The organism is Streptomyces sp. NRRL F-5755 (assembly GCF_001279365.1).
GTDB lineage: Bacteria > Actinomycetota > Actinomycetes > Streptomycetales > Streptomycetaceae > Streptomyces > Streptomyces rimosus.
Genome location: NZ_LGCW01000287.1, coordinates 1 through 25,804, shown reverse-complemented (window position 1 = coordinate 25,804; position 25,804 = coordinate 1). Strand labels below are relative to the sequence as shown.

The following is a 25,804-nucleotide window of genomic DNA, read 5'->3' as shown; positions in this document are numbered from 1 at the left end:
CGCTCCCACTGGTTTTTCGGAGGCTAGTGTCAACTGCCCATGATTCACAACGTAGTTGCGAAATCTCCTCCCTCAACTGCCGCGTCGGCCGCCTGGATGCCGCCTCTTGACGGCGGGCCCGTCCGCCCCAATCCTTGGGAGCGCTCCCACTGGTCCCCCTGACACGCCCCCTTTGGCCCGGCGTATCCGTTCCCCCCCGGTCACGCCGGGCCGCGTGCCTCCGTACGGAAGGAGATCGGCGTACTGCCCGTGCGGTGCTGGAAGAACTTGGCGAAGTTCGCGGCGTCGGCGAAGCCGAGGCGTACGGCGATGCGCGCGGCGGTCTGGTCGCCGTGCGCCAGCAGCCGCTTGGCCTCCAGCACCACGCGGCGGTCGATGAACTCCTTCGCGCCCACCCCAGTGGCGGCGGCCGTCGCGCGCGAGAGGGTGCGGGGCGAGTAGCCGAGCTGCCGCGCGTAGTCCTCGACGCGGCGGCTGCGGGTGAAGCCGCGCTCCACCGCGTCACGGAAGCGCAGGAACGTCTCGCTCGCCTCGCAGACGCCGTCCCCGTCCGCCGCCCGTCCGCCGCCTCCACCCCGTACGGCCCCGGCGCCGCCCCACGCCTCGTGGCCCCCGGCGGGCGCGGACAGCCGGGAGGCCCGCAGGACCAGCACGGCCAGCAGGTGCCGCAGCACCTCGATGTGCATCTCCAGAGGCAGCCCCCGCAGTGCCCCGAATTCCTCGTGGAGGTGACGCAGCGCACAGTCCACCGCGCGCGCCTGCTCGCCCTCCGGGTGGTGGACCGCCGGGCCGAACCAGTCCTCCAGGCGGGCCGCGGCCGCCGTCGCCGGATCGAGGAAACCGGATTCGAACAGCACCAGCCGGCCCTCTACCCCGGACAGGTTGCCGAAGTGATGCACCTGCCCTGGACGCACCCACATCCAGTCATTCACCGACAGCTCATACTTTCGGAAGTCCACCGTGTGCCGGAGCCGCCCCTCGTCCACCACGAGGAGGTGGTGGAAGTCCGGACGGTGCGGTACGGCGAGGGCGCAGGCGTCGGCGCGCCCGCGCAGCTCGGCGAGCGTCAGCACCTCCACGCCGGCGGGCCGCCCGGCCGGCGCCGTGAACGCGACCGCCGGGATGCTTTCCCCGGAGTCCTGTGCAGTGTGTCGTTTTTTCACCATCGGCGGTCCCGTGCCTACCCCGGTATGTCCTGTTGCTGCCCCTAGCGTAGAAGACGTCAGCGCGGCTGATGACGGAAAAAGAAAAGCCACAGCAGGCCCCGCAGGGGCACAGGGAGTACCGCTATGTCCAAGATCGCCATTTTCGGAGCCAACGGCACCATCGGCAGCCGCGTCCTCGACGAGGCGCTGCGCCGCGGCCACCAGGTCACCGCCGTCGTCCGGGACCCCGCGAAGATCACCAAGGCCGACCCGAACCTGGCCGTGACCACCGGCGACATCCTCGACCCCGGCTCCGTCGCGGCCGCGGCCCAGGGTCAGGACGTGCTGGTCAGCGCGGTGGGCGGGGGCGACGGCCCCGGCCACATCGCCACGATCAAGCCCGCCGCCGAGTCCCTGGTGGCCGGGCTGCGCACCCTCGGCGAGGCCGCGCCCCGGCTGATCGCGGTGGGCGGCGCCGGCTCGCTGCGCACGCCCGACGGCAAGCAGGTCTGGGACGCGGAGGGCCTGCCGGAGTTCCTGCTCCAGATCATGCACGCGCACGGCGACGCGCTGGACTTCTACCGCACCGTCACGGACGTGCGCTGGACCAACCTGAGCCCGGCCGGGCTGATCGAGCCCGGCGAGCGCACGGGCACGTACCGCACCGCCCTGGACGACCTGGTCACGGACGCGGACGGCACCAGCCGGATCTCCGCGGAGGACTACGCCGTCGCCCTCCTGGACGAGGTCGAGAAGCCGCAGCACATCGGGGAGCGCTTCACGGTCGGCTACTGAGCCGCCGGGGCCGCAGGGCCCTGCGGGGCGGCGCGCACCGGCACCGTGTGCCCGCCGCCCGGCCGGTAGGGCCACTGAGGACCACCGCACCAACGACTAGGGCCCCCGGACGCTTTCACGTCCGGGGGCCCTACTCGTTGGGGTGAGTAACGGGACTTGAACCCGCGACATCCTGGACCACAACCAGGTGCTCTACCAGCTGAGCTATACCCACCATGACCGGTGCTGTGTGGTGTCTTGTTCCCCACCGGCTGAGAAAAAGTGTACAGGGTCCGGAGGGGTGCTCGCTCCCGGCTTCCGGTGAGGCCGGGAGCGAGCTGCGTCACTCCGGGTCCGCGGGCAGGACGTGCCTGGCCGCGATCGCCTTCGCGGTCTCCGAGTCCGGGCCGGGCTGCGGCACGAAGACCGCCTCCCGGTAGTAGCGGAGTTCCGCGATGGATTCACGGATGTCCGCCAGCGCCCGGTGGTTCCCGTTCTTCTCCGGACTGTTGAAGTACGCCCTCGGATACCAGCGCCGGGCCAGCTCCTTCACGGACGACACATCCACGATCCGGTAGTGCAGGTGGCTCTCCAGCTCCGGCATGTCGCGGAGCAGGAAGCCCCGGTCGGTGCCGACGGAGTTGCCGCACAGGGGTGCCCGGCCGGGTTCCGGTACGTGCTGCTTGAGGTACTGGAGCACCTGTTCCTGTGCGTCCTCCAGGGTGGTGCCGCTGTCCAGCTCGGCCAGCAGCCCGGAGGAGGTGTGCATCTGGCGCACGACCTCGGGCATGGTGGTCAGGGCCTCGGCCGGGGGGCGGATCACGATGTCCACCCCGTCGCCCAGGACATTCAGCTCCGAGTCGGTGACCAGGGCGGCCACCTCGATGAGCGCGTCGTTCGCCAGCGAGAGCCCGGTCATCTCGCAGTCGATCCACACCATGCGATCGTTCATACGTCTCACCCTACGGGGCGCTCCCGCTGGCTGGGCAGCACCGGTCGGCCACCGGGCCGTCCGGCGGGCTGTTCCGGAAGCCTCGGCGAGTAGGCGTCGGATTCCGGTTTGCCCTGCTCCGTGGGCGCGAGCGCGGTGGCCTGGCTGTGCACCGGCTGGGTGTGGCCCGCCGTACTGTGCCCCGGCTGGCCGCCCGACCCGTGCCCGCCCGGACCGCCGTGCCCGCCCGGCGTGTGACCGCCTTGCGGGTGACCGCCCGGACCGTGCCCGCCCTGGGGGTGGCCCTGCGTGTGACCGCCGGGACCGAGACCCCCTTGCACGTGCGACGCCTGGCTGTGGTGCAGCTGGCCGTGGCTCCCCTGCAGATGGCCCGCCGCCGCGGCGGCGAACCGGTCCGCACCGGCACCCGGCCGCTCACCGCGCTCCGGCCGGTCCGCCCGCCCGGCCTGCTCGGGCACCCCGTTCTGCGGCCGGCGCGCGCGGTAGGCCGCGCGGTAGGCCGCGGGCGAGGCACCCAACTGCCTCCGGAAGTGGCCGCGCAAGGCGACCGGCGACCGGAAGCCGCAGCGTCCGGCGACCTCGTCCACGGAGTAGTCCGAGGTCTCCAGCAGCCGTTGCGCCTGCAGGACGCGCTGGGTGATCAGCCACTGCAGCGGCGCGCTCCCGGTCAGGGACCGGAACCGGCGGTCGAAGGTACGGCGGCTCATGTACGCGCGGGCCGCCAGCGTCTCCACGTCGAACTGCTCGTGGAGGTGCTCCAGCGCCCAGGCCACGACCTCGGCGAGCGGGTCCGCGCCGATCTCCTCCGGTAATGACCTGTCCAGGTACCTCTGGTGCCCCAGGTCCGACGCGGTGCGCCGGGGCGGGACCACCAGCCGCCGGGCGAGCGCGTTGGCCGCGTCCGCCCCGTGGTCGGTACGGACGATGTGCAGGCACAGGTCGATGCCGGCGGCGGTCCCCGCGCTGGTCAGCACGTCGCCGTCGTCGACGAAGAGCTCGCGGGGATCGACATGGACGGACGGATAACGCTTGGCGAGCGTCGGCGCGTACATCCAGTGGGTGGTCGCGGGCCTGCCGTCGAGGAGCCCTGCGGCGGCGAGCACGAAGGCCCCCGTGCAGAGCCCGACGATGCGGGCCCCTTCTTCGTGCGCCCGGCGCAGCGCGTCCAGCGCGGCCGGTGGTGGTGCCTGTGTGATGGACCGCCAGGCCGGTACGACGACCGTGCCCGCGCGGGCGATCGCCTCCAGCCCGTAGGGGGCCGACAGTTCGAGCCCCCCGGTGGTGCGCAAAGGCGCGTCTTCGCCCGCGCACACAAGTAGTCGGTACCGCGGAACACCCGCGTCCTGGCGGTCGATGCCGAAGACCGAGAGCGGAATGGAGCTCTCGAAAATCGGGCCGCCACTGAAGAGGAGCACCGCGACTATTTCGCGGCGTCGTCGGGCGGCGAGCTTGCGTGCGGCATCTGGTACGGCAGCGGAGTCCTGGCTCATGGCACTTAAGCCCCCCTCGGTCGTCTCGCCCTCTCGGTCCTGCACTGTTCCCCCGCCGTGATTGCCAAGATCGAATCTACTGCGTCCCGTGAGGATGGAGTGCCAAGTTCACCACCCGCTCGTATGTCGACATGGCAACTTGGCGCGAAGCATTCGATCACGAAGCGTTCCACTCGTCGGGCCTGCTGGGAAGTACGCCTCCCGCCTCTGCCCGTGAGCCGTAGGGCACAACCATGCCCGGCGGTCCTTTCCTCCCAGCTCAGGCCCAGGTTGCGGGTCACTTTCGCCAAGGGATGCACTTCAACCCGAAGTTGGCCGAAAACGACCCTGGGCAGGCTTGCGAGCGCGTCATTCCTCCGGCGTACGCCCGTCGGAGCGCCTCCCGCCCCGGTGGGCTCCGGTGCCGGTACGGCTGTGCCGGCCGCGGTGCGGGGCGATCTCGTCGGAGGACGGCCGGGCCGCGGTGCGCTCGGACTGGCGCAGCAGCGCCCGGCACGCGCAGGTCACCGTCGCCAGCCCCACGGCGGCACCGGCGGCGCCGGCGGCGGACGCGCCGCACAGGACGAGGACGAGCGGCACCAGGGCGCAGCTGAACGCCGCCCAGCGGACGAGATCGCTCACCGGATCGGCTGAAGTGTTCGACGGACCGGGCACGGTGTACTCCCTCCAGGCAGGCAGGTACTACAACGGCCGCGGGGCCCGTGAGTCACCGCGAGGGGTACGTACGGGGGCAGGCCGGGGCATTGCCATCCGGCCCACGCTCCGGCATGCTCCGGGGAACGTTCGAGGGGCACCCCGCCCCGTGTGGTCGCGGGGGGCCACCCCCGTCACCGGGGTCCGCCGTCCGCGTCGGGCCCTGTGCAGCGGGGAACCGGCGCCGTACTCTTGGGGTAAGGCATTGGGAAGATGATTCCCGGTCGTGTTGTTCCCCTTTGAACTATGGGGCCGACCTCTCGATCAAGCCAGCTCAGTCAACTGCCGGATCAAGTCAATCGCCGCTCCCCGTCCGCCCCTCCGCAAGGACCTCCTTCGCCGAGACAGCCATGGCCGGTCACGAAATCCCCGAACCCGCGGACCGCAAGCAGGTCGCCGATCCGATGGCGGACCTCCGAGCGGCGGAAGAGACACGCCATTCCTGCGATCCCGCCTTCCGGCACGGTGTCGTGGTCGGCTTCGACGGCTCGATGTCGAGCGAGCGGGCGTTGGCGTATGCAATCGGTATGGCGCGGCGCTCGGCGTCGGGCCTGATCATCGTCCATGTGGCCAACCGGCTGCCCACGACGGTCTGGGCGGGCTGTGAGCCCCCGGTCTTCGTGGACGTGCCGGACCACCGCACGGAAGTGCTGGGCCTGGAGCTGGCCTGCGCCGACCATCTGGCGGAGATCCCCTGGATCCTCGTGGAGCGCGGTGGCGACATCTGCCACGAGCTGGAAGAGGTCGGGCAGGAGTACGAAGCCGACGCGATCGTGGTCGGCTCGTCGCACGGCCTCGTGGGCCGCATCTTCGGCTCGGTGGCGGGCCGGCTGGCCCGGCGGGCGCAGCGGCCCGTGGTCGTCATCCCCTGATCCGGGCGCCCGGCGCGTACCCCCCCCCGCACGGCCTGCGCGGGCCGTCCCGCCGGGCCGGTGCGCTCCGTGTCCGTACGGCTTGCGCGTCGCACCCGCCCCCGTACGCGCACACCCTCATGGGGCGCGAGGTGAGGGAGCGTCACCAGCCGCGCCATCTGGGGCAGTCGGCATATCTACTGGCCCGTAGAGGTGGATTGCCGGGTTGTGGAGGGTAGAAATCCGATCAAGTGGGACGCGAACGGAGCGTGAACGGCCGGCCGGTCGCCGCGTCACCGGCCGCCCGCCGAGAACGCCCGTCAAGAACGTGCTGCCGCCCGGGAGGTGACGGTTCCCGGGAGGGCGGCCACCGCCGGCGTAAGGGCGACGCCGGCAACAGGGGAGGCGGGGCCTCGCGCGTATGGTGGCACGCGCGGGGCACCCGCCTCCCGCCCCCTCGTGGGGGCGCGTCGTCCGAACGGGCGGCCCCCCGTAGGCCGCCCGTTCCCCCGGACGAACGCCCGTGACCGCGGAGGTGGACAGGACCTCCGCGGTCCGTCGGGCGACTGCTCGCCCGAGCGAGCTCCCGCCCCGGGCGACCACCGCCCATGAGCGACCGCTCGCCGTCGATCGCCTACTCGACCGTGACCGACTTCGCCAGGTTGCGCGGCTTGTCGATGTCCCGGCCCATGGCCAGGGCCACGTGGTAGGCCAGCAGCTGGAGCGGGATGCCCATCAGGATCGGGTCCAGCTCGTTCTCGTTCTTCGGCACGACGATGGTGTGGTCGGCCTTGTCCTGCTTCTGGTGCGCGACGGCCAGGATGCGGCCGCTGCGGGCCTTGATCTCCTCCATCGCGGCGCGGTTCTTCTCCAGCAGGTCGTCGTCCGGGACGATCGCCACGGTCGGCATGGCCGGCTCGATCAGCGCCAGCGGACCGTGCTTGAGCTCGGACGCCGGGTACGCCTCGGCGTGGATGTAGGAGATCTCCTTGAGCTTGAGGGAGGCTTCGCGGGCCACCGGGTAGCCGCGCACCCGGCCGATGAACATCATCGACCTGGCGTCCGCGTACTCCGCCGCCAGCTTCTTGACCTCGTCCTCCAGCTCCAGGATCTCCTGGATCTGGCCGGGCAGCTTGCGCAGGCCCTCGATGATCCGCTTGCCGTCCGCGACGGACAGGTCGCGGATGCGGCCCAGGTGCAGCGCGAGCAGGCCGAAGGCGACCACGGTGTTGGTGAAGCACTTGGTGGAGACCACGCAGACCTCGGGGCCGGCGTGCACGTACACACCGCCGTGGGTCTCCCGGGCGATCGCCGAGCCGACCACGTTCACCACGCCCAGGACGCGCGCGCCCTTGCGCTTGAGCTCCTGCACGGCGGCCAGCACGTCGTAGGTCTCACCGGACTGGGAGACCGCGATGTAGAGGGTGTCGGGGTCCACGACCGGGTTGCGGTAGCGGAACTCGGAGGCCGGCTCGGCGTCCGAGGGGATACGGGCCAGCTCTTCGATCATCTGCGCGCCGATCTGGCCCGCGTGGTACGAGGTGCCGCAGCCCAGGATCTTCACCCGGCGGATGGCGCGCGCCTCGCGCGGGTCCAGGTTCAGGCCGCCCAGGTGCACGGTGGAGAAGCGGTCGTCGATCCGCCCGCGCAGCACGCGGTCGACGGCGTCGGCCTGCTCGCAGATCTCCTTGTGCATGTACGTGTCGTGGCCGCCCATGTCGTACGACTCGGCCTCCCACTCCACCGTGGTGGGCTGCGCGGAGGTGTGCGAGCCCTCGGTGGTGTAGGTGCGGTAGTCGTCGGCCTTGATGGTGGCCATCTCGCCGTCGTCGAGGGTGACGACCTGGCGGGTGTGCGAGACCAGCGCGGCGACGTCGGAGGAGACGAACATCTCCTTCTCGCCGATGCCGAGGACGACCGGCGAGCCGTTGCGGGCGACGACGATGCGCTCGGGGAAGTCGGCGTGCAGCACGGCGATGCCGTACGTGCCCTCGATGACCCGCAGGGCCTCGCGGACCTGCTCCTCCAGGGTCGGCGCCTGGGAGCGGCCGATCAGGTGGGCCAGCACCTCGGTGTCGGTCTCGGAGGCGAACTCCACGCCGTCCGCGGTGAGCTTGGCGCGCAGCTCGTCGGCGTTGTCGATGATGCCGTTGTGGACGACGGCGACCTTGCCCTCGGTGTCCACGTGCGGGTGGGCGTTCTCGTCGGTCGGCGCGCCGTGGGTGGCCCAGCGGGTGTGCGCGATGCCGGCGGTGCCCGCGAAGCGCTTGGGCAGGCGGGACTCCAGCTCGCGGACGCGGCCCTTGGCCTTGGCGGTCTTCAGGCCGCCGGCGGCCTTGCCGGTGCCCTTGGCGTGGATGGCGATACCGGCGGAGTCGTACCCGCGGTACTCCAGGCGCTGCAGTCCTTCCAGGAGCAGCGGAGCCACGTCCCGCTTACCGATGTAGCCGACGATCCCGCACATGTGGTGACCCCTTCGGTCAGGCAGTTGGACAGATGGCACGTGATGCGGCACGTGCCGGGTGCTCGGCCGGGTCAGCCGTAGACGAGGCGGCGCAGCTGGCGCGCCGAGAGGGTGGGCGGGCACACCGCGCGGTGCGGCAGCTCCTGCCCGATCCGTTCGAAGATCGCGTCGTTGCGCAGTCCCTGCGACTGCAGCTCCCGGTGGCGTCTGCGGACGTAGTCCTCGGTCGTCTCGTCGAAGTACGCGAGGACGTCGAGGACCACCCGGGCAGCCTCGCCGCGCTGTAGCGGCGTGCTGCGCACCAGGTGGTCGATGAGGTCCTCATGGGGCGAACGGCGATCGAGCACCCGATGAATACTGATGGGTCGCCCCGGCCAATGCAAGAAATCTGCCCGATATCGGGCAAGCGACACGCCGGATGACGCCAGACGTGGTCCGCACCTTGACCATCACCGGGGTCAGCGGTACTCAATGTTGACGTTCGGTTGCTCCATGCCACGTACGACCACGCACAGCCCTGCACGACGAGCCCACCGAAGGGAACCTCGTGAGACGACGCAGACTGTTCTGCTCGCTGCTGCTGGTCGCGGCGGCCGGCCTGTCCACGGCCGGAGCGCGGCCCGCGGACGGCCCTGACGACCAGGCCGCCCGCCACGCCAAACCCATAGCCCTCGACCAGGTCATCCCGGCGCCCGCCTCCGTCCGGCCCGGCAAGGACCCCTACACGCTCGGCGACCGGACGCAGATCCGGGTGCCCGGCGCGTCGGGCGAGGTCCGGCGGGTGGCCGGCTACCTGGCGGACGTGCTGCGGCCGTCCACCGGCTACCCCCTGCCCGTCACCGGCAAGGACGGCCGGGACGGCATCGTGCTGCGGCTCGGCGGCAAGGACACCAAGAAGCTGGGCGCCGAGGGCTACCGCCTCACCTCCACCCGGCACGCCGTGACGATCACCGCGGCCCGGCCCGCCGGGCTCTTCCACGGCGTACAGACGCTGCGCCAGCTGCTGCCGCCGTCCGTCGAGAAGCGCGGCGTGCAGCACAGCCCCTGGAAGGTCGCGGGCGGCACCATCACCGACACCCCGCGCTACGGCTACCGCGGCGGGATGATCGATGTCGGCCGGCACTTCTTCACGGTCGAGCAGCTGAAGCGTTACATCGATCAGCTCGCGCTGTACAAGTACAACAAGCTGCATCTGCACCTCACCGACGACCAGGGCTGGCGCCTGCAGATCAACTCCTGGCCGCGGCTGGCCACCTACGGCGGCAGCACCCAGGTCGGCGGCGGTCCCGGCGGCTACTACACCAAGGCCCAGTACCGCGAGATCCTGCGCTACGCCGCCAGCCGCTACATGGAGGTCATCCCCGAGATCGACACCCCGGGGCACACCCAGGCCGCACTCGCCTCGTACGCCAAGCTCAACTGCAACAACGTCGCGCCTCCGATCTACACGGGCGTCGAGGTCGGCTTCAGCTCGCTGTGCGTGCCCAAGAAGATCACGTACGAGTTCCTGGACGACGTCTTCCGCGAGACCGCGGCGCTGACCCCGGGCCCGTATCTGCACATCGGCGGCGACGAGGCGTACTCCACCAGCCACGCCGACTACGTGACCTTCATGAACAAGGTCCAGCCGCTGGTGACCAAGTACAAGAAGAAGGTCATAGGGTGGCACCAGATGACCGCCGTGACCCCGGCCAAGGGCGCCGCGGTGCAGTACTGGGGCTACGACAAGACCCCCGCCAAGGAGCGGGAGCAGGTCGCGGCGGCGGCCCGCAAGGGCACCGGGCTGATCCTGTCGCCGGCCGACCGCTCCTACCTCGACATGAAGTACACCAAGGACACCAAGCTGGGTAAGGCGTGGGCCGGGTACGTCGAGGTCCAGCGGTCCTACGACTGGGACCCCGCGACGTACCTCAAGGGCGCGCCGCAGAAGTCGATCATGGGTGTCGAGGCGCCGATCTGGACGGAGACCCTCTCCACCAACCAGCACCTGGACTACATGACCTTCCCGCGGATGCCCGGCATCGCCGAGCTGGGCTGGTCACCGCGGTCCACCCACGACTGGGACACCTACAAGTACCGGCTGGCCGCCCAGGCGCCCCGCTGGGAGGCCATGGGCTTCGACTACTACAGGTCCCCGCAGGTGCCGTGGGGAAAGAAGTGAGCTGACGGCGCCGTGACAGCAGGGCGGGTCCGGATTCCCGGGCCCGCCCTGTGCCGTAGTGAACGCCGTACGCGTACGGGGAAGCCGTACGCGACCGCCGGACGCGGACGCCTACACCCCCAGCTCCCGCGCGATCAGCAGCCGCTGCACCTCGCTCGTCCCCTCGCCGATCTCCAGGATCTTGGAGTCGCGCCACATACGGGCGACCGGGTACTCGTTCATGAAGCCGTAGCCGCCGTGGATCTGGGTGGCCTCGCGGGCGTTGTCCACCGCGATCTCGGAGGAGTAGAGCTTCGCGAGCGCCGCCTCCTTCTTGAACGGCTCGCCGTGCACCAGGCGGGAGGCTGCGTCGCGCCAGGCCAGCCGCGAGGTGTGCGCCCGCATCTCCATGTCGGCCAGCTTGAACTGGATCGCCTGGTTGTGGCCGATCGGCCGCCCGAAGGCGTGCCGCTCCTTGGCGTAGCGGACGGACTCGTCCACACAGCCCTGCGCGAGGCCGGTGGCCAGCGCCGCGATGGCGATCCGGCCCTCGTCCAGGATGCGCAGGAACTGGGCGTAGCCGCGGCCTTCCGTGCCGACCAGGTTGGCCACCGGCACCCGTACGTCGGAGAAGGACAGCTCACGGGTGTCCGAGGCGTTCCAGCCGACCTTGGAGTACGGGGCGGCGACGGTGAAGCCCGGGGTGCCGGACGGCACGATGATCGAGGAGATCAGCGGGCTGCCGTCGTCCTTGCGGCCGGTGACGGCGGTGACCGTGACCAGGCCGGTGATGTCGGTGCCGGAGTTGGTGATGAAGCACTTGCTGCCGTTGATCACCCACTCGTCGCCGTCCCGTACGGCCGTGGTGCGGGTGGCGCCCGCGTCCGAGCCGCCGTCCGGCTCGGTCAGGCCGAAGGCGCCCAGCACCTCGCCCGTACACATCCGGGGCAGCCACTCGCGCTTCTGCTCCTCGGTGCCGAAGTGGTAGATCGGCATGGCGCCGAGCGAGACGGCCGCCTCCAGGGTGATCGCCACGGACGAGTCGACCCGGGCCAGCTCCTCCAGGGCGATGCCGAGGGCGAGGTAGTCGCCGCCCATGCCGCCGTACTCCTCGGGGAACGGCAGGCCGAACAGCCCCATCCGGCCCATCTCCCGCACGATCTCGTACGGGAACTCGTGCTGCTCGTAGAACTCGCCGATCTTGGGCGCGACGACGTCGTGGGCGAACGCCTCGACCGTGCGCCGCAGCTCTTCGAGTTCGGGGGACAGGCGGTGGTCCAGGGACATCGTTCACTCCTTGTGGGAGAGGGCACGGACGGTGCGGGACGGGCTCGGTCGGCCCAGCTGTTCGGCCATCCACACGCTTGTGGCGGTGAGCCGGCCCAGGTCGACCCCGGTCTCGATGCCGAGGCCGTGCAGCATCCACACCAGGTCTTCGGTGGCGAGGTTGCCGGTGGCGCTCTTGGCGTACGGGCAGCCGCCGAGGCCGCCCGCCGACGCGTCGACGGTGGTGACGCCGTGCTGGAGCGCGGCGAGGGTGTTGGCCAGCGCCTGGCCGTAGGTGTCGTGGAAGTGCACACCGAGGCGGTCGGTGGGCACGCCCGCCTCGTTCAGCGCGGCGAGCAGCGCCTGTACGTGGCCGGGGGTGGCGACGCCGATGGTGTCGCCGAGGCTCAGCTCGTCGCAGCCCATGTCGAGCAGCGCGCGGCAGACCCGTACGACCTGCGCGACGGGCACCGGGCCCTCCCACGGGTCGCCGAAGCACATGGAGAGATAGCCGCGGACGTGCGCCTTCTCCTCCTTCGCACGGGCGACCACCGGCGTGAACATGGCGAGCGATTCCTCGACCGTGCGGTTCAGGTTGGCCTTGGCGAACGACTCGGTGGCGCTGCCGAAGACCGCGATGCGGCGGGCGCCGAGGGCCAGCGCGCGATCCAGGCCGCGGTCGTTGGGCACGAGGACCGGCAGATGCGCGTCGAGGTCCGCCAGCATCGGGTAGAGCCGTTCGGCGTCGGCGAGCTGCGGCACCCACTTGGGGTGCACGAAGCTGGTCGCCTCGATGGTGCCCAGCCCGGCGTCGGCGAGGCGGCGGACGAACTCGGCCTTGACCTCGGTGGGCACCACGGCCGACTCGTTCTGGAGGCCGTCGCGGGCGCCGACCTCATGAATACGGACGCGGGCCGGCAGGTTGGGCGCCGGAACGGTCATGGGCAGTCCGGATACGGTCATGCCGTTGCCTCCTCGGTCGGTGCGGCCGCCTGCGGGCCGGAGGCGTGCGGATCGACGACGGCGAGCACCTGGTCCATGGCGACCGTGCTGCCGGGGGACACGCCGAGCTCGCTGACCGTGCCGGCGTGCGGCGCGGAGATGACGTGTTCCATCTTCATGGCCTCGACGACCAGCAGCCCCTGCCCGGCGGCCACTTCGTCGCCGACGGCCACCTTCACGACGGTGACGGTGCCGGGCATCGGCGCGGTCAGCGCGTCCATCCCGTGCGCCCCGGCGGCGCCGCGCAGGGTGTCCGCGACCGGGTCGTGGTCGGTGACATGCCAGGCGTCGCCGTCCCGGCCGAGCCAGTCGCCGGCCCGGCGGAAGGTGTGCACGACGCCGTCCACGGTGACGCGGACCGAGTCGGCCGTGACGTGCCCGGTGCCGGTGACCCGCACCGGCTCGTGCCCCGCGACCTTGACCCAGTGCGCCGCGGGCACCGTACGGCCGCCGATCCGCCAGCCGTCCGGTACGGAGAACGGGTCCACCCAGCCGCCGTCGGCCACCGGCTCCAGCGCCGCGTTCCGTACGGCCGCGGCAGCCGCGTACACCTCGGCGGGGACCTCGGCAGGCACCAGCGCGTCCATCTCGCGCTCGACCAGCCCGGTGTCCAGCTCGCCCGCCGCGACGGCCGGGTGGGCCAGCAGCCGCCGCAGGAAGCCGGTGTTGGTCGGGACGCCGAGGACGACCGTTTCGGCGAGCGCGGCGCGCAGCTTGCGCAGCGCGGTCGCGCGGTCCGGGCCGTACGCGATCACCTTCGAGAGCATCGGGTCGTACAGGCTGCCGACCTCGGTGCCCTCGGACAGGCCGGAGTCCGTGCGCACCCCGTCACCCTGCGGCTCGGCGAGCGCCAGGACCGTACCGCCGGACGGCAGGAAGCCGCGCGCGCCCTCCCGGACCGACACCGTCTCGGCGCAGATACGGGCCTCGACGGCGTGCCCGGTCAGCCGGACGCCGTCCTGCCCGAACGCCAGCGGCTCCCCGGCCGCGATCCGCAGCTGCCACTCGACCAGGTCGAGGCCGGTGACGTACTCGGTGACCGGGTGCTCGACCTGGAGGCGGGTGTTCATCTCCATGAAGTAGTACGAGGCGGGGTCGTCGCCCGGCACGATGAACTCGACCGTGCCCGCGCCCCGGTAGCCGCACGAGCGCGCGGCCTGCACGGCGGCCTCGCCCATCGCGGCCCGCGTCGCCTCGTCCAGCAGGACGGACGGCGCCTCCTCGATGACCTTCTGGTGGCGGCGCTGGAGCGAGCACTCGCGCTCGCCGAGGTGGACGACGTTGCCGTGCGCGTCCGCGAGGACCTGGATCTCGATGTGCCGGGGGCGGTCCACCCAGCGCTCGACCAGCAGCGTGTCGTCGCCGAAGGAGCCGCGCGCCTCACGCCGCGCGGCGGCGATCTCGTCGGCGAGCAGCGCTTCGTCCCGCACCAGGCGCATGCCCTTGCCGCCGCCGCCCGCGGACGGCTTCAGCAGCACCGGCATGCCGATCTCGCGCGCCGCTTCGGCCAGTTGGGCGTCGGTCAGGCCGCTGCCGGACGAGCCCGGGACGACCGGCACCCCGGCCGCCCGGACCGTCTCCTTGGCGCGGATCTTGTCGCCCATCAGCTCGATGGCCTCGGCCGACGGCCCGATGAAGACCAGCCCGGCATCCGCGCAGGCCGCCGCGAACGCGGTGTTCTCGGCGAGGAAGCCGTAGCCCGGGTGCACGGCCTGCGCACCGCTGCGCCGCGCGGCCTCGATCAGGCGGCCGGCGTCCAGGTAGCTCTCGGCGGCGGGCGGCGGGCCGATCCGTACGGCCGTGTCGGCCTCCCGGACATGCCGGGCGTCGGCGTCCGCGTCACTGAAGACGGCGACCGAGCGGACGCCGAGCGCACGCAGCGTCCGGATGACACGGACCGCGATCTCGCCGCGGTTGGCGACCAGCACGGTGTCGAACATGGTCATCTGTTCCTTCACTTCCCGCACCCCTCACATCCGGAAGACGCCGTAGCCCGGCTCGCCCAGCGGCGCGTTGCCGCAGGCGGTCAGCGCCAGGCCCAGCACCCGGCGGGTGTCCAGCGGGTCGATGACCCCGTCGTCCCACAGGCGCGCGGTCGCGTAGTAGGCGTTGCCCTGCGTCTCGTACTGCTCGCGCACCGGCGCCTTGAAGGCGGCCTCCTCCTCGGCGCTCCACTCCTCGCCGCGCGCCTCCAGCTGGTCGCGCTTGACGGTCGCGAGGACGGATGCGGCCTGCTCGCCGCCCATCACCGAGATCTTGGCGTTCGGCCACATCCACAGGAAGCGCGGCGAATACGCCCGGCCGCACATCGAGTAGTTGCCCGCGCCGTACGAGCCGCCGATGACGACGGTCAGCTTGGGCACGCGGGTGCACGCCACCGCCGTGACCATCTTCGCGCCGTGCTTGGCGATGCCGCCGGCCTCGTAGTCGCGGCCGACCATGAAGCCCGAGATGTTCTGGAGGAACACCAGCGGGATGCCGCGCTGGTCGCACAGCTCGATGAAATGGGCGCCCTTCTGGGCGGACTCGGAGAACAGGATGCCGTTGTTGGCGACGATGCCGACCGGGTGGCCGTGGATGTGCGCGAAGCCGGTGACCAGCGTCGTGCCGTACTCGGCCTTGAACTCGGCGAAGCGGGAGCCGTCCACGACACGCGCGATGACTTCCCGTACGTCATAGGGCGTACGGGAGTCGACGGGTACCACGCCGTACAGCCCGGACGGATCGAGCTTGGGCTCCTCGGCGGGCCGCGCCGTCCAGGGCAGCGGGCCGCGGTCGCCGAGCGTGGAAACGATCGTGCGCACGATGCGCAGCGCGTGCGCGTCGTCCTCGGCGAGGTGGTCGGTGACACCGGACGTACGGGAGTGCACCTCGCCGCCGCCCAGCTCCTCGGCCGTGACCACCTCGCCGGTGGCGGCCTTCACCAGCGGCGGCCCGCCCAGGAAGATCGTGCCCTGGTTCCGTACGATCACGGCCTCGTCGCTCATCGCCGGGACGTACGCGCCGCCCGCCGTGCAGGAGCCGAGGACCGCCGCGATCTGCGGGATGCCCGCGCCGGACATCCGCGCCTGGTTGTAGAAGATCCGCCCGAAGTGCTCCCGGTCGGGGAAGACCTCGTCCTGCATCGGCAGGAAGGCGCCGCCCGAGTCGACCAGGTAGAGGCACGGCAGGCGGTTCTCCAGGGCGATCTCCTGGGCGCGCAGGTGCTTCTTGACCGTCATCGGGTAGTACGTGCCGCCCTTGACCGTGGCGTCGTTGGCGACGATCACCGTCTCGCGGCCGGAGACCCGCCCGACACCCGCGATCACGCCCGCGGCCGGCGCGGCACCGCCGTACATCCCCTCCGCGGCCAGCGGCGCCACCTCCAGGAACGGCGAGCCGGGGTCCAGCAGCGCGTCCACCCGGTCGCGGGGCAGCAGCTTTCCGCGCGCCGTGTGCCGGGCGCGGGCCTTCTCGCCGCCGCCGAGGCGGGCCGCGGCGAGCCGGGCCCGCAGGTCGTCGGCCAGCTCCTGATGGGCGGCCTCGTTGGCGCGCCAGGCGTCCGAGGCCGGGTCGGCCGTGCTGTCGAGCACCGGTGCCTGCTGCGTCGGGTCCATCAGCACCGGACCTCCGTCTCCGTCGGCTCCATCGCCACCGGCTGCATCGCTAGCGCCTTTCTCGTCCGACTGCCGCGCGTCCCGGGGATCGCCCGGCGGCGCGGTTAATGGGCGTTAACTTCATTTCTCCCAGGTTAACGACCACTAACCCGCCTGTCTACAATTAGTTGTATGAGCAGCACACACGCCCCGGCAGCCACCAGCCGACGCGAGCAGATCCTCAAGGAGGCCGCCCGGCTCTTCGCCGAGCGCGGGTTCCACGGTGTCGGCGTGGACGAGATCGGGGCCGCCGTCGGGATCTCCGGGCCCGGCCTGTACCGCCACTTCGCGGGCAAGGACGCGATGCTCGCCGAACTGCTCGTCGGCATCAGTGAACGGCTGCTGGACGGCGGCCGCATCCGGGCCGCGTCCGGCGGGGACAGCCCCGCCGCCGTACTGGACGCGCTGATCGACGGGCACATCGACTTCGCGCTCGACGACCGGCCGCTGATCACCGTCCACGACCGCGAACTGGACCGGCTGCGCGAGGCCGACCGCAAGCGGGTGCGCCGCCTCCAGCGCGAGTACGTGGAACTGTGGGTGCAGGTGGTGCGCGAGGTGTACCCGGCGTGCGCCGAGGCGGACGCCCGCGCCTCCGTGCACGCCGTCTTCGGCCTGCTCAACTCGACCCCGCACCTCAGCCGCCCCGGCGCGCTCCCGGGCCGTACGGAGATGTCGGCGCTGCTGCACCGACTGGCGCGCGGGGCGTTCGCGGCGCTGGCGGAGGACGGGGGCGCGGCGGCCGACACGGGCGCCACGAACGGTGTGCGACACGGCGCGGCGGCCCTCGCCGCCCCCTCGGACGCCTCTGGACAGCCTCGCTGACCGGCGGGTAGCTTTCGGCTGAGCAAGCGCTTAGTCGACGGGTCGGCCGAGGCCGGCCGGCGGACCTGAGGAGGCGGCGGATGCGTCGTACGGTGTTCAACGAGGATCACGAAGCATTCCGGGAGACCATCCGCGCCTTCATCGCCGCCGAGGTCGTCCCCGTCTACGACGAGTGGATGCAGGCCGGCCAGGCCCCCCGCGACTTCTACAAGAAACTCGGCGAACTGGGTGTCTTCGGCATCGAGGTCCCCGAGGAGTACGGCGGCGCCGGCGAGACCAGCTTCAAGTTCAACGCCGTCATCACCGAGGAGTGCGCGCGGGCCGGCGTCAGCTTCGGCGGCTCCGGCGTCCACACGGCGCTGTGCCTCCCGTACTTCCTCAAGTACGCGACCGAGGAGCAGAAGCGGCGCTGGCTGCCGCCCTTCGTCTCCGGCGACATGATGACCGCCATCGCCATGACCGAGCCCGGCACCGGCTCCGACCTGGCCGGCATGAAGACCACCGCCAAGCTCTCCGAGGACGGCAGCCACTACGTCCTCAACGGCGCCAAGACCTTCATCACCGGCGGCGTCCTCGCCGACCGCGTGATCGTCTGCGCCCGCACCGCTCCTCCTGCTCCCGACGACCGCCGCGGCGGCATCACCCTCCTCGTCGTCGACACCGCTTCCGAGGGCTACGCCGTCGGACGCAAGCTCGACAAGCTCGGCCTCAAGACCTCCGACACCGCCGAACTCTCCTTCACCGACGTCAAGGTGCCCGTCGAGGACCGCCTCGGCGAAGAGGGCAAGGCGTTCTCCTACCTCGGCCAGAACCTCCCGCAGGAACGTCTCGGCATCGCCGTGAGCGCCTACGCCCAGGCCGCCGCCGCGGTCCGCTTCGCCACCGCATACGTCCAGGAGCGCGAGGTCTTCGGCAAGTCCGTCGCCTCCTTCCAGAACACCAAGTTCACCCTCGCCGACTGCAAGGCCGAGGTCGACGCCATGCAGGCCGTCGTCGACCGCGCCCTCGACGCCCACGACGCGGGCGAACTCACCCCCGCCGACGCCGCCTCCGCCAAGCTCTTCACCACCGAACGGGCCGCCGTCGTCATCGACAAGTGCCTCCAGCTGCACGGCGGCTACGGCTACATGCAGGAGTACCCCATCTCCCGCCTGTACGCCGACACCCGCGTCACCCGCATCTACGGCGGCACCAGCGAGGTCATGCGGTCCATCATCGCCAAGTCCATGGGGCTGTGAAGCTCCGCGCCCCCTGCTGCGCCCCGCTGCCGCGCCGGCGCCCGGCCCCGCGCGCCGCAGCCCGAACGAAAGCCGTACGCGCGTGAACGACGCCCTTCTCGCCCTGCTCGAACAGCTCGACCTGGAGCGCATCGAGCAGGACATCTTCCGCGGCACCAGCCGCCCATCCGTCGTGCCCCGGGTCTTCGGCGGCCAGGTCGCGGCCCAGGCCCTGGTCGCCGCCGGGCGCACGGTCCCCGAGGACCGCCCGCCGCACTCCCTGCACGCGTACTTCCTGCGCCCCGGCGACCCCGGCGCACCCATCGTCTACACCGTCGACCGCATCCGCGACGGCCGCTCCTTCACCACCCGCCGCGTCGTCGCCGTCCAGCACGGCCAGCCGATCTTCCACCTCTCCGCCTCCTTCCAGGTGTACGAGGAGGGGATGGAACACCAGGAGCCGATGCCGTACGCACCGGACCCGCTCACCCTGCCCACCGCCGCCGAAATGCTGCCCCGCTACGCCGACCGCTTCCGCGAACCGGGCGTCGCCCAGCGCCTCCTGGAGGCACGTGCCGCCGTGGACCTGCGCTACGTGGACGCGCCCCCGTTCGGCAGCGTCGGCGAGCCGCGCGATCCCCGCTCCCAGGTCTGGTTCCGCACGAACGGCAAGCTGGACGGCGGCATCGACCAGCCGCTGCTGCACATCTGCCTGGTCACGTACGTCTCCGACATGACCCTGCTGGACTCCGTACTGCTCGCCCACGGGCGCGGCGGCTGGGCGGTCGGCGACGTGGTCGGCGCGAGCCTGGACCACGCCATGTGGTTCCACCGCCCCTTCCGCGCCGACGACTGGCTGCTGTACGACCAGGAGTCACCGACCGCCCAAGGCGGGCGGGGGCTGGGCAAGGGGCGCATCTTCACGGCGGACGGGCAACTGGTGGTGTCGGTGATCCAGGAAGGGGTTATCCGGGTGCCGCGGGGGTGAAGCGGGGGGCTTTGAGGACGAGGGGCGGCGGCGTGGGTGCGTCCCCAAGGCCGCCGCTTCTGCCCTCAGCCCAGCAACCCCGCCGCGTCCAGCAGGTACGCCGTCAGCGGGTCGTAGTACCGCGGGCTCAGCACATGATCGTCCAGCGGAATCGTCACCTGGAGCGTGCCCTCCGCCTCGCCGAGGAACAGCGCCGGGTCGTTGCAGTCCGCGAACCCGATCGCGTCCAGCCCGCGCTGCCCCGCGCACCCGGCCCAGCCGTGATCGGCCATGACCAGGTCCGGCAGCGCCTGGCCCGTCCGCTCCAGCCCGTCCAGTACGGCGGTCATCGGCGCGGGGGAGTGGGTGTGCCACAGCGTCGCGCCGCGCTCCAGCATCGCCACGTCCGCGAACTGGAACACCACACCTTCGTCCGCCTGCAACCCGTCCGGTACGACGACGATGTCGCAGCCCCGCGCACGCAGCGCCTCGGCGGTGGCCCGGTGCACATCCAGCAGCCCGCCCGGATGCCCGGTCGCGAACAGCACCCGCTCCCGCCCGGCGGCGGCCTTGCGCAGCCGGGCGGCCGCGCGCTCCAGGGCGTCCACCGTCAGCTCGGGGTCGATGATGTCCTGGCCCATCCGGTGGCGGGTGTCGTCGATGACGCCGCATCGTTCCGCCATCACCGCGAGCACGTCCTGCTCATCGGTCCAGCGGTCCCCGAGCTCCAGCCCGAGCCAGTAGTGGCGGTCTCCGTTGGCCAGCTTGCGGTAGTGATCGAGGTTGTTCTCGCGCGGCGTGGCGACCTCACCGGCGATCCGGGTCCGTACGAGATGGTCGACGAGTTCGGTGCGGCTGGGAGCAGGCGGCAGTATCGGCATGAGGTCATTGTCCCTTGAAGCACCCGGCGATGGACGTGATGTCCATCGACCGGCGGCACATCACCACAAATGTCCATGGGCACGCCCGGACCCCACTCCTACCCTCACCCTCATGACCACCGCATCCGCCGCTCCCGGCGCCTCCCAGGAACCCGTCGGCCCCGTCGATTCCTCCCGCGTCCCCCGCTACGCGGGCCCGGCGACCTTCGCCCGCCTGCCCCGCCTCGACCAGGTGGGCACGGCCGACGTCGCGGTGGTCGGCGTCCCCTTCGACACCGGCGTCTCCTACCGCCCCGGCGCCCGCTTCGGCGGCAACGCCATCCGCGAGGCGTCCCGCCTGCTGCGCCCGTACAACCCCGCCCAGGACGCGTCCCCCTTCGCCCTCGCCCAGGTCGCGGACGCCGGCGACATCGCCGCCAACCCCTTCAACATCAACGAGGCCGTCGAGACCATCGAGGCCGCCGCCGACGACCTCCTGGACACCGGCGCCCGCCTGATGACCCTCGGCGGCGACCACACCATCGCGCTGCCCCTGCTGCGCTCCATGGCCAAGAAGCACGGCCCGGTCGCCCTGCTCCACTTCGATGCCCACCTGGACACCTGGGACACCTACTTCGGCGCCGAGTACACCCACGGCACCCCGTTCCGCCGCGCCGTCGAGGAAGGCATCCTCGACACCTCCGCCCTCTCCCACGTCGGCACCCGCGGCCCCCTCTACGGCAAGAAGGACCTCGACGACGACGAGAAGATGGGCTTCGGCATCGTCACCTCCGCCGACGTCATGCGCCGCGGCGTCGACGAGATCGCCGACCAGCTCCGCCAGCGCATCGGCGACCGCCCCCTGTACATCTCCATCGACATCGACGTCCTCGACCCCGCCCACGCCCCCGGCACCGGCACCCCCGAAGCAGGCGGCCTCACCTCCCGAGAACTCCTCGAAATCCTCCGCGGCCTCTCCACCTGCAACCTCATCTCCGCCGACCTGGTAGAGGTGGCCCCCGCCTACGACCACGCCGAGATCACCTCGGTCGCGGCCTCCCACACGGCGTACGAACTGACGACGATCATGTCGCGGCAGATTGCGGCGGGGAGGGGCTGAACTGCTTGAGCGGTGGTTGTCCGGGGTGCCGGGCAACCACCGTTGCGCATCGCAGGGTCCCCGTGCCGCACCTGGACGACCGGCCGGGCTGCGGCAGGGAAGTACGGCGGATGACGGGTCACAGCATGTCGGAGTCGTCCCACTGGCCCGACAGCACAGCAGCCCAGTGAGGATGAGAAGCAGCGTCCGGGTCGAGCTCCTGAGCCCATGCGCGCAGGCTGCGCTTCGCGTCCAGTTCCTCCGCCCACACCGTGAAGCCGCTCTCGGCCCGCAGCCTGGACAGGGCGAGCAGTGTGCACAGTTGTTGCAGACCGCTGCTGAGGAGATCGCCCTCGGCCGCGCCTTCGCTGTGTGCCAAGTAGATTCGTCCGGACGAACCGTCCAGCAACAGCTCCGCACCTACCCACGTTCCCAAGTGGAAGAACGGCCCTGGGCCGACAGCCCGAGAGGCAAGGGGGTTGTCGGTGGCCTCGGTGAGTGAGTACGGCGAGACGAACGAGACGTACGGTAGAGCGCCGTCGAAGTCGGGCAGGCCCACCTCGGTCAGGAAACGCACGGCGTCAGGGTGCGTGATTCCCTCCGGAAGGTCGGCACGGGCGACGACACGGCACGCCCCCCGCCCGAACGCGGACTCGTACCACCGCTGCGGCGGCAGGTCGCCCGCGCGGACTTCGACCGGCATCGGCCACGTCGCCGCTCGGCTGTGGGCGTGAAGCAGCGGAAGCGAGCGCCAGCGAGGCGCTGACGTCACCCGCGCCGGGTCCAGGACGCTGAGGGCGTAAACGCCGCCGTGGCCGCCGTAGACCAGCGTCCCGTCGGCCGCCACGGCCAGACACGACGAGGAGGAAGGAGCCCGCGGAGCGGGTCTGCTGTCCAGTTCGTCCGGCACCTCGACCGGCTCGAAAACGCGGCCTGCCGCGTGCTCGACGTCACCTTCGTCGTCGTAGTACAGCGCGACCTGGACGGCCTCCTCGAGCGGTGTGCCGTCGTCGAGCCTCCACAGGCGTTCCTGGACCCACTCGTCCGCATCCGCGCCCGCGTCACCGTCGAAGTCGTCCTCGTCGAGCTCCAGCTGGCCCGCGACGACGTCCGTACCGTGTGCGACGCCCACGACGGCCTCGTCGGCCCGCGCGGCATCGTGTTCCGCTGAAGGACCGAACAGGGCGTACGGGCGCCAGTGTGACCAGCGGGTGAGCCATGGCAGGTCGCCGGCGGACTGCGCCAGCCGGGCGGCCATGTCGGTGGCCCCGCGGTTCACCAAGGCCCAGTGCAGCCACGCGACCCACTCCTCGTGGGTGTCCGGTTCGACGCCGGCTTCCTCCAGATAGTGCACATCGACCGCGGGACCCCCCTGCGGGATACCGTCGGGAAAGCCGAGGGCCAATCCGGTGAGCAGGGCGAGCCGGTCGACATTCGCGAGGAATCCGGGCTCGCGTGCCAGCTCGGGCAAAGTCCCGGCAGCCGCGCAGTGCACAGGCAGTGTGCCGGCGGCATAGCGTGCGACGGAGTCGTGCCCGCGCCAGGGGACAGCCGCTCCGGTGAGACGGAGCGAACGGTTCAGGAGAGCATCAGCGATACGGGTCAGTTCCGCCGGGCTCAACGGGCGATGGCCACGGAGAAGATGACGTATGCCGTCCGTGACGAAGGCGACGTGTGTGTCGTCGGCTGTTTCCCCGGCGGCTTCGTCCGGACCTCTGCCGGGAATTCCGCCCGTTCCTCCGGCGCGGTCGGATTGCGCTGTACCTGGCATCGCCGTGAGGAGCCCGGGGAGGGCGTTCATCGCGGCGTGCAAATCCGCAGGGTCGCCCGGCAGATCAAGCGCCGTGCACAACACGGACCAGACGGTGAGCGGTGTGCTGCGGGTTTCGGCTGCGGCCAGGGCCCGCAACTGCGGGAAGCGGCTGAGGGCGTCGAGGAGATCGTGGCCCGCGGACGGGCCGGGATCCGGCGCTTCGAGCGGCGGAAGGTCCTCGCTTTCCAGAACCGATGCCAGCGGAACGTGCTCCTGCGGATGGTCGGTCTCGACGAGTACGGCGACCGGGCAGCCGGCGCTGCGCAGCAAGGGGACGATGACGTGCCGCAGCACCCGCTCCGGTTCCGTCGATGTCGCCGTGACACCAGCCCACTGGACATTGCCGAACCCGATGACCGCCCTCTCCTGGCCGTGCGTCCGCTGCCGGAAGGCATCGCCCAGCGGGGCGTTGCGGGTCCTTATGAAACGTTCGTCGAAACCCCAGGAAGTGATCAGCTGAGTGGCCACGGCGTCCGCGGTGCGGCCCCGGCAGTCGACGTAGTGGGTGACAACCGGGAACTCGCCCTGGCCGGCCGCTGCCGTCGCGTCTGCCACACACGAGGTCTTGCCGGCACCGACCGGACCGGCGACGGGGAGCGTCAGGTGGCGCCGGTCCGGTGTCCGAAGCCACTCCGACAGCCGGGCGGTAACCGCTTCACGGGACACGGCGCTCGACTCCATTCGTTCAGTCGGTCCTTCGCGGGAACGCTACTACGCCGTCGACTATTCGTGCACCTTGATCCAGATGCGGAGAAGTTCGCCGCGGACCCGATCCATGTCGTCCTTCCAGCCCTGTTTCACCGCATCTTGGGCCTCCTTCGTTGTCTCACCGACGGCGAATGGGCCGTAGCGATAGTTGGTGCCGTATGAAACTTCGAGCTCGCTCTTCTTTTCCGGGTCGGTCAGGAGCCCCTGCTTCTTCATCTCTCCATGCGGTACGCGAGGGGCCCCCGCCGGGCGGTCGAGATTCTCGCTGAGGTAATGAGCGCAGGCCGCACCGCCCAGGTCGCCGGAGTTTCCGCAGGGCTCGAATTCGGTGAACATCGCGGTGCGCCGGAACGTCTTGGGATCCAGCTGCCGCAGCCCCTCGCCGGCGGCGGGTTCCGAGTGATCCGGATTCGATACGCCTTCCCCGGCCGGCACGGAAGAGCCGACGATGAAATGCACCCGCTCCGTATTCCCGACGGTTTCCGTCACCTCGAAAACCGCGTAGTTCCGGCCGGAGAAGTCCGGAAGAGCCGCCGGGTCGCCTTGCTTCGACTCCAGCAGATTCTTGATGCGCGTGCGTTCGGCCCTCAGGTCTTTCCGGTACTGCCTGGCACTCTTCGGCGTCATTTCGTCCGGCATGGGGACGTTCTGCTGAGCCACGTATTCGATCGCTCGCCCGCGAGCGTCGCTCAGATTCCCCTCGGCCGGCCTGTGGTCCTGATGATGCTGCAGGCCCTCCGGGTTGATGTCATGGCCGTCGATCCGAGTGTGCTGCGCATGGTAGTTGTAACTCAAGCGAGCAAGGCAGGAGACCGTCGCCAGCCTGTCGTCCCTCCCGAGTTTCGTATACCTGTCGCCCAGCAGATGCTCCAGATCGGCCTCGTCCACCCGGCCCTTTTCGCGAAGGTGGTCCATCACCGCACCCAGCGGCGAATTACCGTTCGTGTCCCGGTCCGCCCAGTGGTCCAGGTTGCCCAGAACCGTGTCCCAGTTCACCTGCCGGACCACGTGAGTTTTACGGAACCGCTGTTGCGCCTCATCGCCCAGCATGCCCTGTGCGGTGTGATCCGGTCCCTGTTCCTGCCCGTACCCCGGCGTGCCCTCCGCGGCCTGGTGGTCCAGTGGTTGCTGGAGCGCGTTGCGTGTCTCCGCTGCCGTGCGCTTCTTGGGTTTCTTGGGAGCCGGATTCTCCTGACCGCCACCCGGCTGTTCCGGCGGCGACTTCCCCGCCGGCTCGGCGGCCGGCCTCCGGGCGCCACCGGCGTCCGCCTGAAGCGGGTGGCCCTTCTCGACGACCGGCCGGCGGTCCCGGCCGAGAGGAACCGCGTGCACGCCGTGATCACCGCTGTGCAGAGGCTGATCGCTGCGCCGCCCGGTCTGGGAGTCGACGTAGGTGATCTTGCCCTGGTGGTTGACGGCGTTCCAGGCGTGGGCGCGGCCGTGGCGGTCCTGGGTGATGATGACCGCCTGCGAGCCGTGACCGGCCTGGCGAAGGGTGTTCTCCAGGCGGTTGAAGGCGTCGCGGCCGTTGCCGTAGTCGTTGAAGCGCGCGCCGAGGGTGTTCTCGATGCGGTCGCGGCCGTTGCGCTCGCCGCGGTCGGAAGGAGTGCCGTCCGAATTGAGGTCCGGGGTGCGGTGAGCGGCGGCGGTGGGGTTGCCTGAGTACGTGTCCGCTGTGGCGAGCGCGGCGTCCACGCAGTTGTTGTTGCGGCCCGGGGCGTCGGATCCGGGTTCGTTGATCCGGTTGACCCAGTCGCCGTTGTTCGGGTCCGGGTGGTGCTCCGGATTGCCGTTCTCGTCCCGGGGGATCGCGTCGGCGACCCGCTGCTGGTGCTCGTCGGAGGGGCCGTCGAGTCCGCCGGGGCGTTCGCGGTTGCGGGTTTCGGAGGTGGGGGTCGGGGGG

At 71.1% G+C, this 25,804-nt stretch carries 20 protein-coding genes and 1 tRNA gene; 7 read left to right on the top strand and 14 right to left on the bottom strand.

The genetic code is table 11. The annotated features are described in order from the left end of the window. Positions 1–200: 200 nt before the first annotated feature. Positions 201–1,166: an AraC family transcriptional regulator gene (locus ADK86_RS29635; protein ID WP_053699382.1), complete on the bottom strand. Its 966-nt coding sequence runs from the start codon at positions 1,164–1,166 to the stop codon at positions 201–203. Between the two features lie 123 nt (positions 1,167–1,289). Between ADK86_RS29635 and ADK86_RS29630 the strand changes: the two genes are divergently transcribed. Beyond that, entirely contained in the window at positions 1,290–1,940 is a 651-nt protein-coding gene (locus ADK86_RS29630; RefSeq protein ID WP_053699381.1) for an NAD(P)-dependent oxidoreductase, read from the top strand. 138 nt (positions 1,941–2,078) lie between these two features. Here the strand turns inward: ADK86_RS29630 and ADK86_RS29625 are convergent. The 4 genes from ADK86_RS29625 to ADK86_RS29610 all read right to left on the bottom strand — a co-directional run bounded on the left by ADK86_RS29625 (position 2,079) and on the right by ADK86_RS29610 (position 5,015). Further along, a tRNA-His gene (locus ADK86_RS29625) sits at positions 2,079–2,154 on the bottom strand. A gap of 108 nt (positions 2,155–2,262) precedes the next feature. After that, positions 2,263–2,871: an oligoribonuclease gene (orn, locus tag ADK86_RS29620; RefSeq protein WP_030596228.1), complete on the bottom strand. Its 609-nt coding sequence runs from the start codon at positions 2,869–2,871 to the stop codon at positions 2,263–2,265. A gap of 5 nt (positions 2,872–2,876) precedes the next feature. Then, positions 2,877–4,361, bottom strand: a complete 1,485-nt coding sequence (locus tag ADK86_RS29615; protein ID WP_053699380.1) for a GlxA family transcriptional regulator — start codon at positions 4,359–4,361, stop codon at positions 2,877–2,879. A 348-nt stretch (positions 4,362–4,709) separates the two neighbouring features. Next, complete coding sequence (locus ADK86_RS29610) at positions 4,710–5,015, bottom strand: hypothetical protein (RefSeq protein ID WP_003983274.1); 306 nt, start codon at positions 5,013–5,015, stop codon at positions 4,710–4,712. A 389-nt stretch (positions 5,016–5,404) separates the two neighbouring features. Here ADK86_RS29610 and ADK86_RS29605 point away from each other — a divergent pair, with 389 nt between their 5' ends. Next, positions 5,405–5,926, top strand: coding sequence for a universal stress protein (locus ADK86_RS29605; protein WP_003983275.1), 522 nt, complete (start codon positions 5,405–5,407; stop codon positions 5,924–5,926). Between the two features lie 613 nt (positions 5,927–6,539). Here the strand turns inward: ADK86_RS29605 and glmS are convergent. Together glmS and ADK86_RS29595 are read right to left on the bottom strand one after the other, a co-directional pair. Then, positions 6,540–8,369, bottom strand: coding sequence for a glutamine--fructose-6-phosphate transaminase (isomerizing) (gene glmS, locus ADK86_RS29600; RefSeq protein WP_053699379.1), 1,830 nt, complete (start codon positions 8,367–8,369; stop codon positions 6,540–6,542). A gap of 71 nt (positions 8,370–8,440) precedes the next feature. Continuing rightward, positions 8,441–8,716: a hypothetical protein gene (locus ADK86_RS29595; protein ID WP_003983277.1), complete on the bottom strand. Its 276-nt coding sequence runs from the start codon at positions 8,714–8,716 to the stop codon at positions 8,441–8,443. 200 nt (positions 8,717–8,916) lie between these two features. On the opposite strand from ADK86_RS29595, the gene ADK86_RS29590 reads away from it, so the two are divergent. Further along, a complete protein-coding gene (locus ADK86_RS29590) occupies positions 8,917–10,530 on the top strand; it encodes a beta-N-acetylhexosaminidase (protein ID WP_053699378.1) in 1,614 nt (537 codons plus the stop codon). Positions 10,531–10,641: 111 nt separating this feature from the next. Here the strand turns inward: ADK86_RS29590 and ADK86_RS29585 are convergent, their stop codons facing one another. From ADK86_RS29585 to ADK86_RS29570, 4 genes are read right to left on the bottom strand one after another with little or no spacing between them, the layout of a single operon-like run. Further along, positions 10,642–11,796 (bottom strand): acyl-CoA dehydrogenase family protein, encoded by a 1,155-nt coding sequence (locus ADK86_RS29585; RefSeq protein ID WP_003983279.1) that lies wholly within the window; start codon positions 11,794–11,796, stop codon positions 10,642–10,644. Between the two features lie 3 nt (positions 11,797–11,799). Continuing rightward, complete coding sequence (locus tag ADK86_RS29580) at positions 11,800–12,738, bottom strand: hydroxymethylglutaryl-CoA lyase (protein ID WP_053699377.1); 939 nt, start codon at positions 12,736–12,738, stop codon at positions 11,800–11,802. Further along, a complete protein-coding gene (locus ADK86_RS29575; RefSeq protein WP_107088594.1) occupies positions 12,735–14,717 on the bottom strand; it encodes a biotin carboxylase N-terminal domain-containing protein in 1,983 nt (660 codons plus the stop codon). The genes ADK86_RS29580 and ADK86_RS29575 overlap by 4 nt, the downstream gene beginning before the upstream one ends. Before the next feature lie 30 nt (positions 14,718–14,747). Beyond that, positions 14,748–16,373, bottom strand: coding sequence for a carboxyl transferase domain-containing protein (locus tag ADK86_RS29570; protein WP_030596245.1), 1,626 nt, complete (start codon positions 16,371–16,373; stop codon positions 14,748–14,750). A gap of 171 nt (positions 16,374–16,544) precedes the next feature. Here ADK86_RS29570 and ADK86_RS29565 point away from each other — a divergent pair, with 171 nt between their 5' ends. The 3 genes from ADK86_RS29565 (at position 16,545) to ADK86_RS29555 (ending at position 19,442) form a co-directional block, all read left to right on the top strand. Continuing rightward, on the top strand, positions 16,545–17,237 hold the full coding sequence (locus tag ADK86_RS29565) for a TetR/AcrR family transcriptional regulator (RefSeq protein WP_053699375.1): 693 nt from the start codon (positions 16,545–16,547) through the stop codon (positions 17,235–17,237). A gap of 80 nt (positions 17,238–17,317) precedes the next feature. Then, positions 17,318–18,475: an acyl-CoA dehydrogenase family protein gene (locus tag ADK86_RS29560; RefSeq protein ID WP_053699374.1), complete on the top strand. Its 1,158-nt coding sequence runs from the start codon at positions 17,318–17,320 to the stop codon at positions 18,473–18,475. Between the two features lie 82 nt (positions 18,476–18,557). After that, complete coding sequence (locus tag ADK86_RS29555) at positions 18,558–19,442, top strand: acyl-CoA thioesterase (RefSeq protein ID WP_053699373.1); 885 nt, start codon at positions 18,558–18,560, stop codon at positions 19,440–19,442. Positions 19,443–19,507: 65 nt separating this feature from the next. Here ADK86_RS29555 and ADK86_RS29550 read toward each other — a convergent pair whose 3' ends face one another. Next, a complete protein-coding gene (locus ADK86_RS29550) occupies positions 19,508–20,302 on the bottom strand; it encodes a phosphatase (RefSeq protein ID WP_053699372.1) in 795 nt (264 codons plus the stop codon). Between the two features lie 112 nt (positions 20,303–20,414). Here ADK86_RS29550 and speB point away from each other — a divergent pair, with 112 nt between their 5' ends. Continuing rightward, complete coding sequence (speB, locus tag ADK86_RS29545) at positions 20,415–21,401, top strand: agmatinase (RefSeq protein ID WP_053699371.1); 987 nt, start codon at positions 20,415–20,417, stop codon at positions 21,399–21,401. Positions 21,402–21,519: 118 nt separating this feature from the next. Here speB and ADK86_RS29540 read toward each other — a convergent pair whose 3' ends face one another. Continuing rightward, a complete protein-coding gene (locus ADK86_RS29540) occupies positions 21,520–23,874 on the bottom strand; it encodes an SUKH-4 family immunity protein (RefSeq protein WP_053699370.1) in 2,355 nt (784 codons plus the stop codon). A 42-nt stretch (positions 23,875–23,916) separates the two neighbouring features. Beyond that, on the bottom strand, positions 23,917–25,804 hold a 1,888-nt coding region (locus tag ADK86_RS29535), incomplete at its 5' end, for a toxin glutamine deamidase domain-containing protein (RefSeq protein WP_053699369.1).

Coding starts and splice junctions, on each gene's coding strand:
- ADK86_RS29565 (WP_053699375.1), top strand. CDS start 16,545: ATGAGCAGCACACACGCCCCGGCAGCCACCAGCCGACGCGAGCAGATC.
- ADK86_RS29580 (WP_053699377.1), bottom strand. CDS start 12,738: ATGACCGTATCCGGACTGCCCATGACCGTTCCGGCGCCCAACCTGCCG.
- ADK86_RS29540 (WP_053699370.1), bottom strand. CDS start 23,874: ATGGAGTCGAGCGCCGTGTCCCGTGAAGCGGTTACCGCCCGGCTGTCG.
- glmS (WP_053699379.1), bottom strand. CDS start 8,369: ATGTGCGGGATCGTCGGCTACATCGGTAAGCGGGACGTGGCTCCGCTG.
- ADK86_RS29585 (WP_003983279.1), bottom strand. CDS start 11,796: ATGTCCCTGGACCACCGCCTGTCCCCCGAACTCGAAGAGCTGCGGCGC.
- orn (WP_030596228.1), bottom strand. CDS start 2,871: ATGAACGATCGCATGGTGTGGATCGACTGCGAGATGACCGGGCTCTCG.
- ADK86_RS29570 (WP_030596245.1), bottom strand. CDS start 16,373: ATGGACCCGACGCAGCAGGCACCGGTGCTCGACAGCACGGCCGACCCG.
- ADK86_RS29615 (WP_053699380.1), bottom strand. CDS start 4,361: ATGAGCCAGGACTCCGCTGCCGTACCAGATGCCGCACGCAAGCTCGCC.
- ADK86_RS29550 (WP_053699372.1), bottom strand. CDS start 20,302: ATGCCGATACTGCCGCCTGCTCCCAGCCGCACCGAACTCGTCGACCAT.
- ADK86_RS29575 (WP_107088594.1), bottom strand. CDS start 14,717: ATGTTCGACACCGTGCTGGTCGCCAACCGCGGCGAGATCGCGGTCCGT.
- speB (WP_053699371.1), top strand. CDS start 20,415: ATGACCACCGCATCCGCCGCTCCCGGCGCCTCCCAGGAACCCGTCGGC.
- ADK86_RS29560 (WP_053699374.1), top strand. CDS start 17,318: ATGCGTCGTACGGTGTTCAACGAGGATCACGAAGCATTCCGGGAGACC.
- ADK86_RS29635 (WP_053699382.1), bottom strand. CDS start 1,166: ATGGTGAAAAAACGACACACTGCACAGGACTCCGGGGAAAGCATCCCG.
- ADK86_RS29605 (WP_003983275.1), top strand. CDS start 5,405: ATGGCCGGTCACGAAATCCCCGAACCCGCGGACCGCAAGCAGGTCGCC.
- ADK86_RS29630 (WP_053699381.1), top strand. CDS start 1,290: ATGTCCAAGATCGCCATTTTCGGAGCCAACGGCACCATCGGCAGCCGC.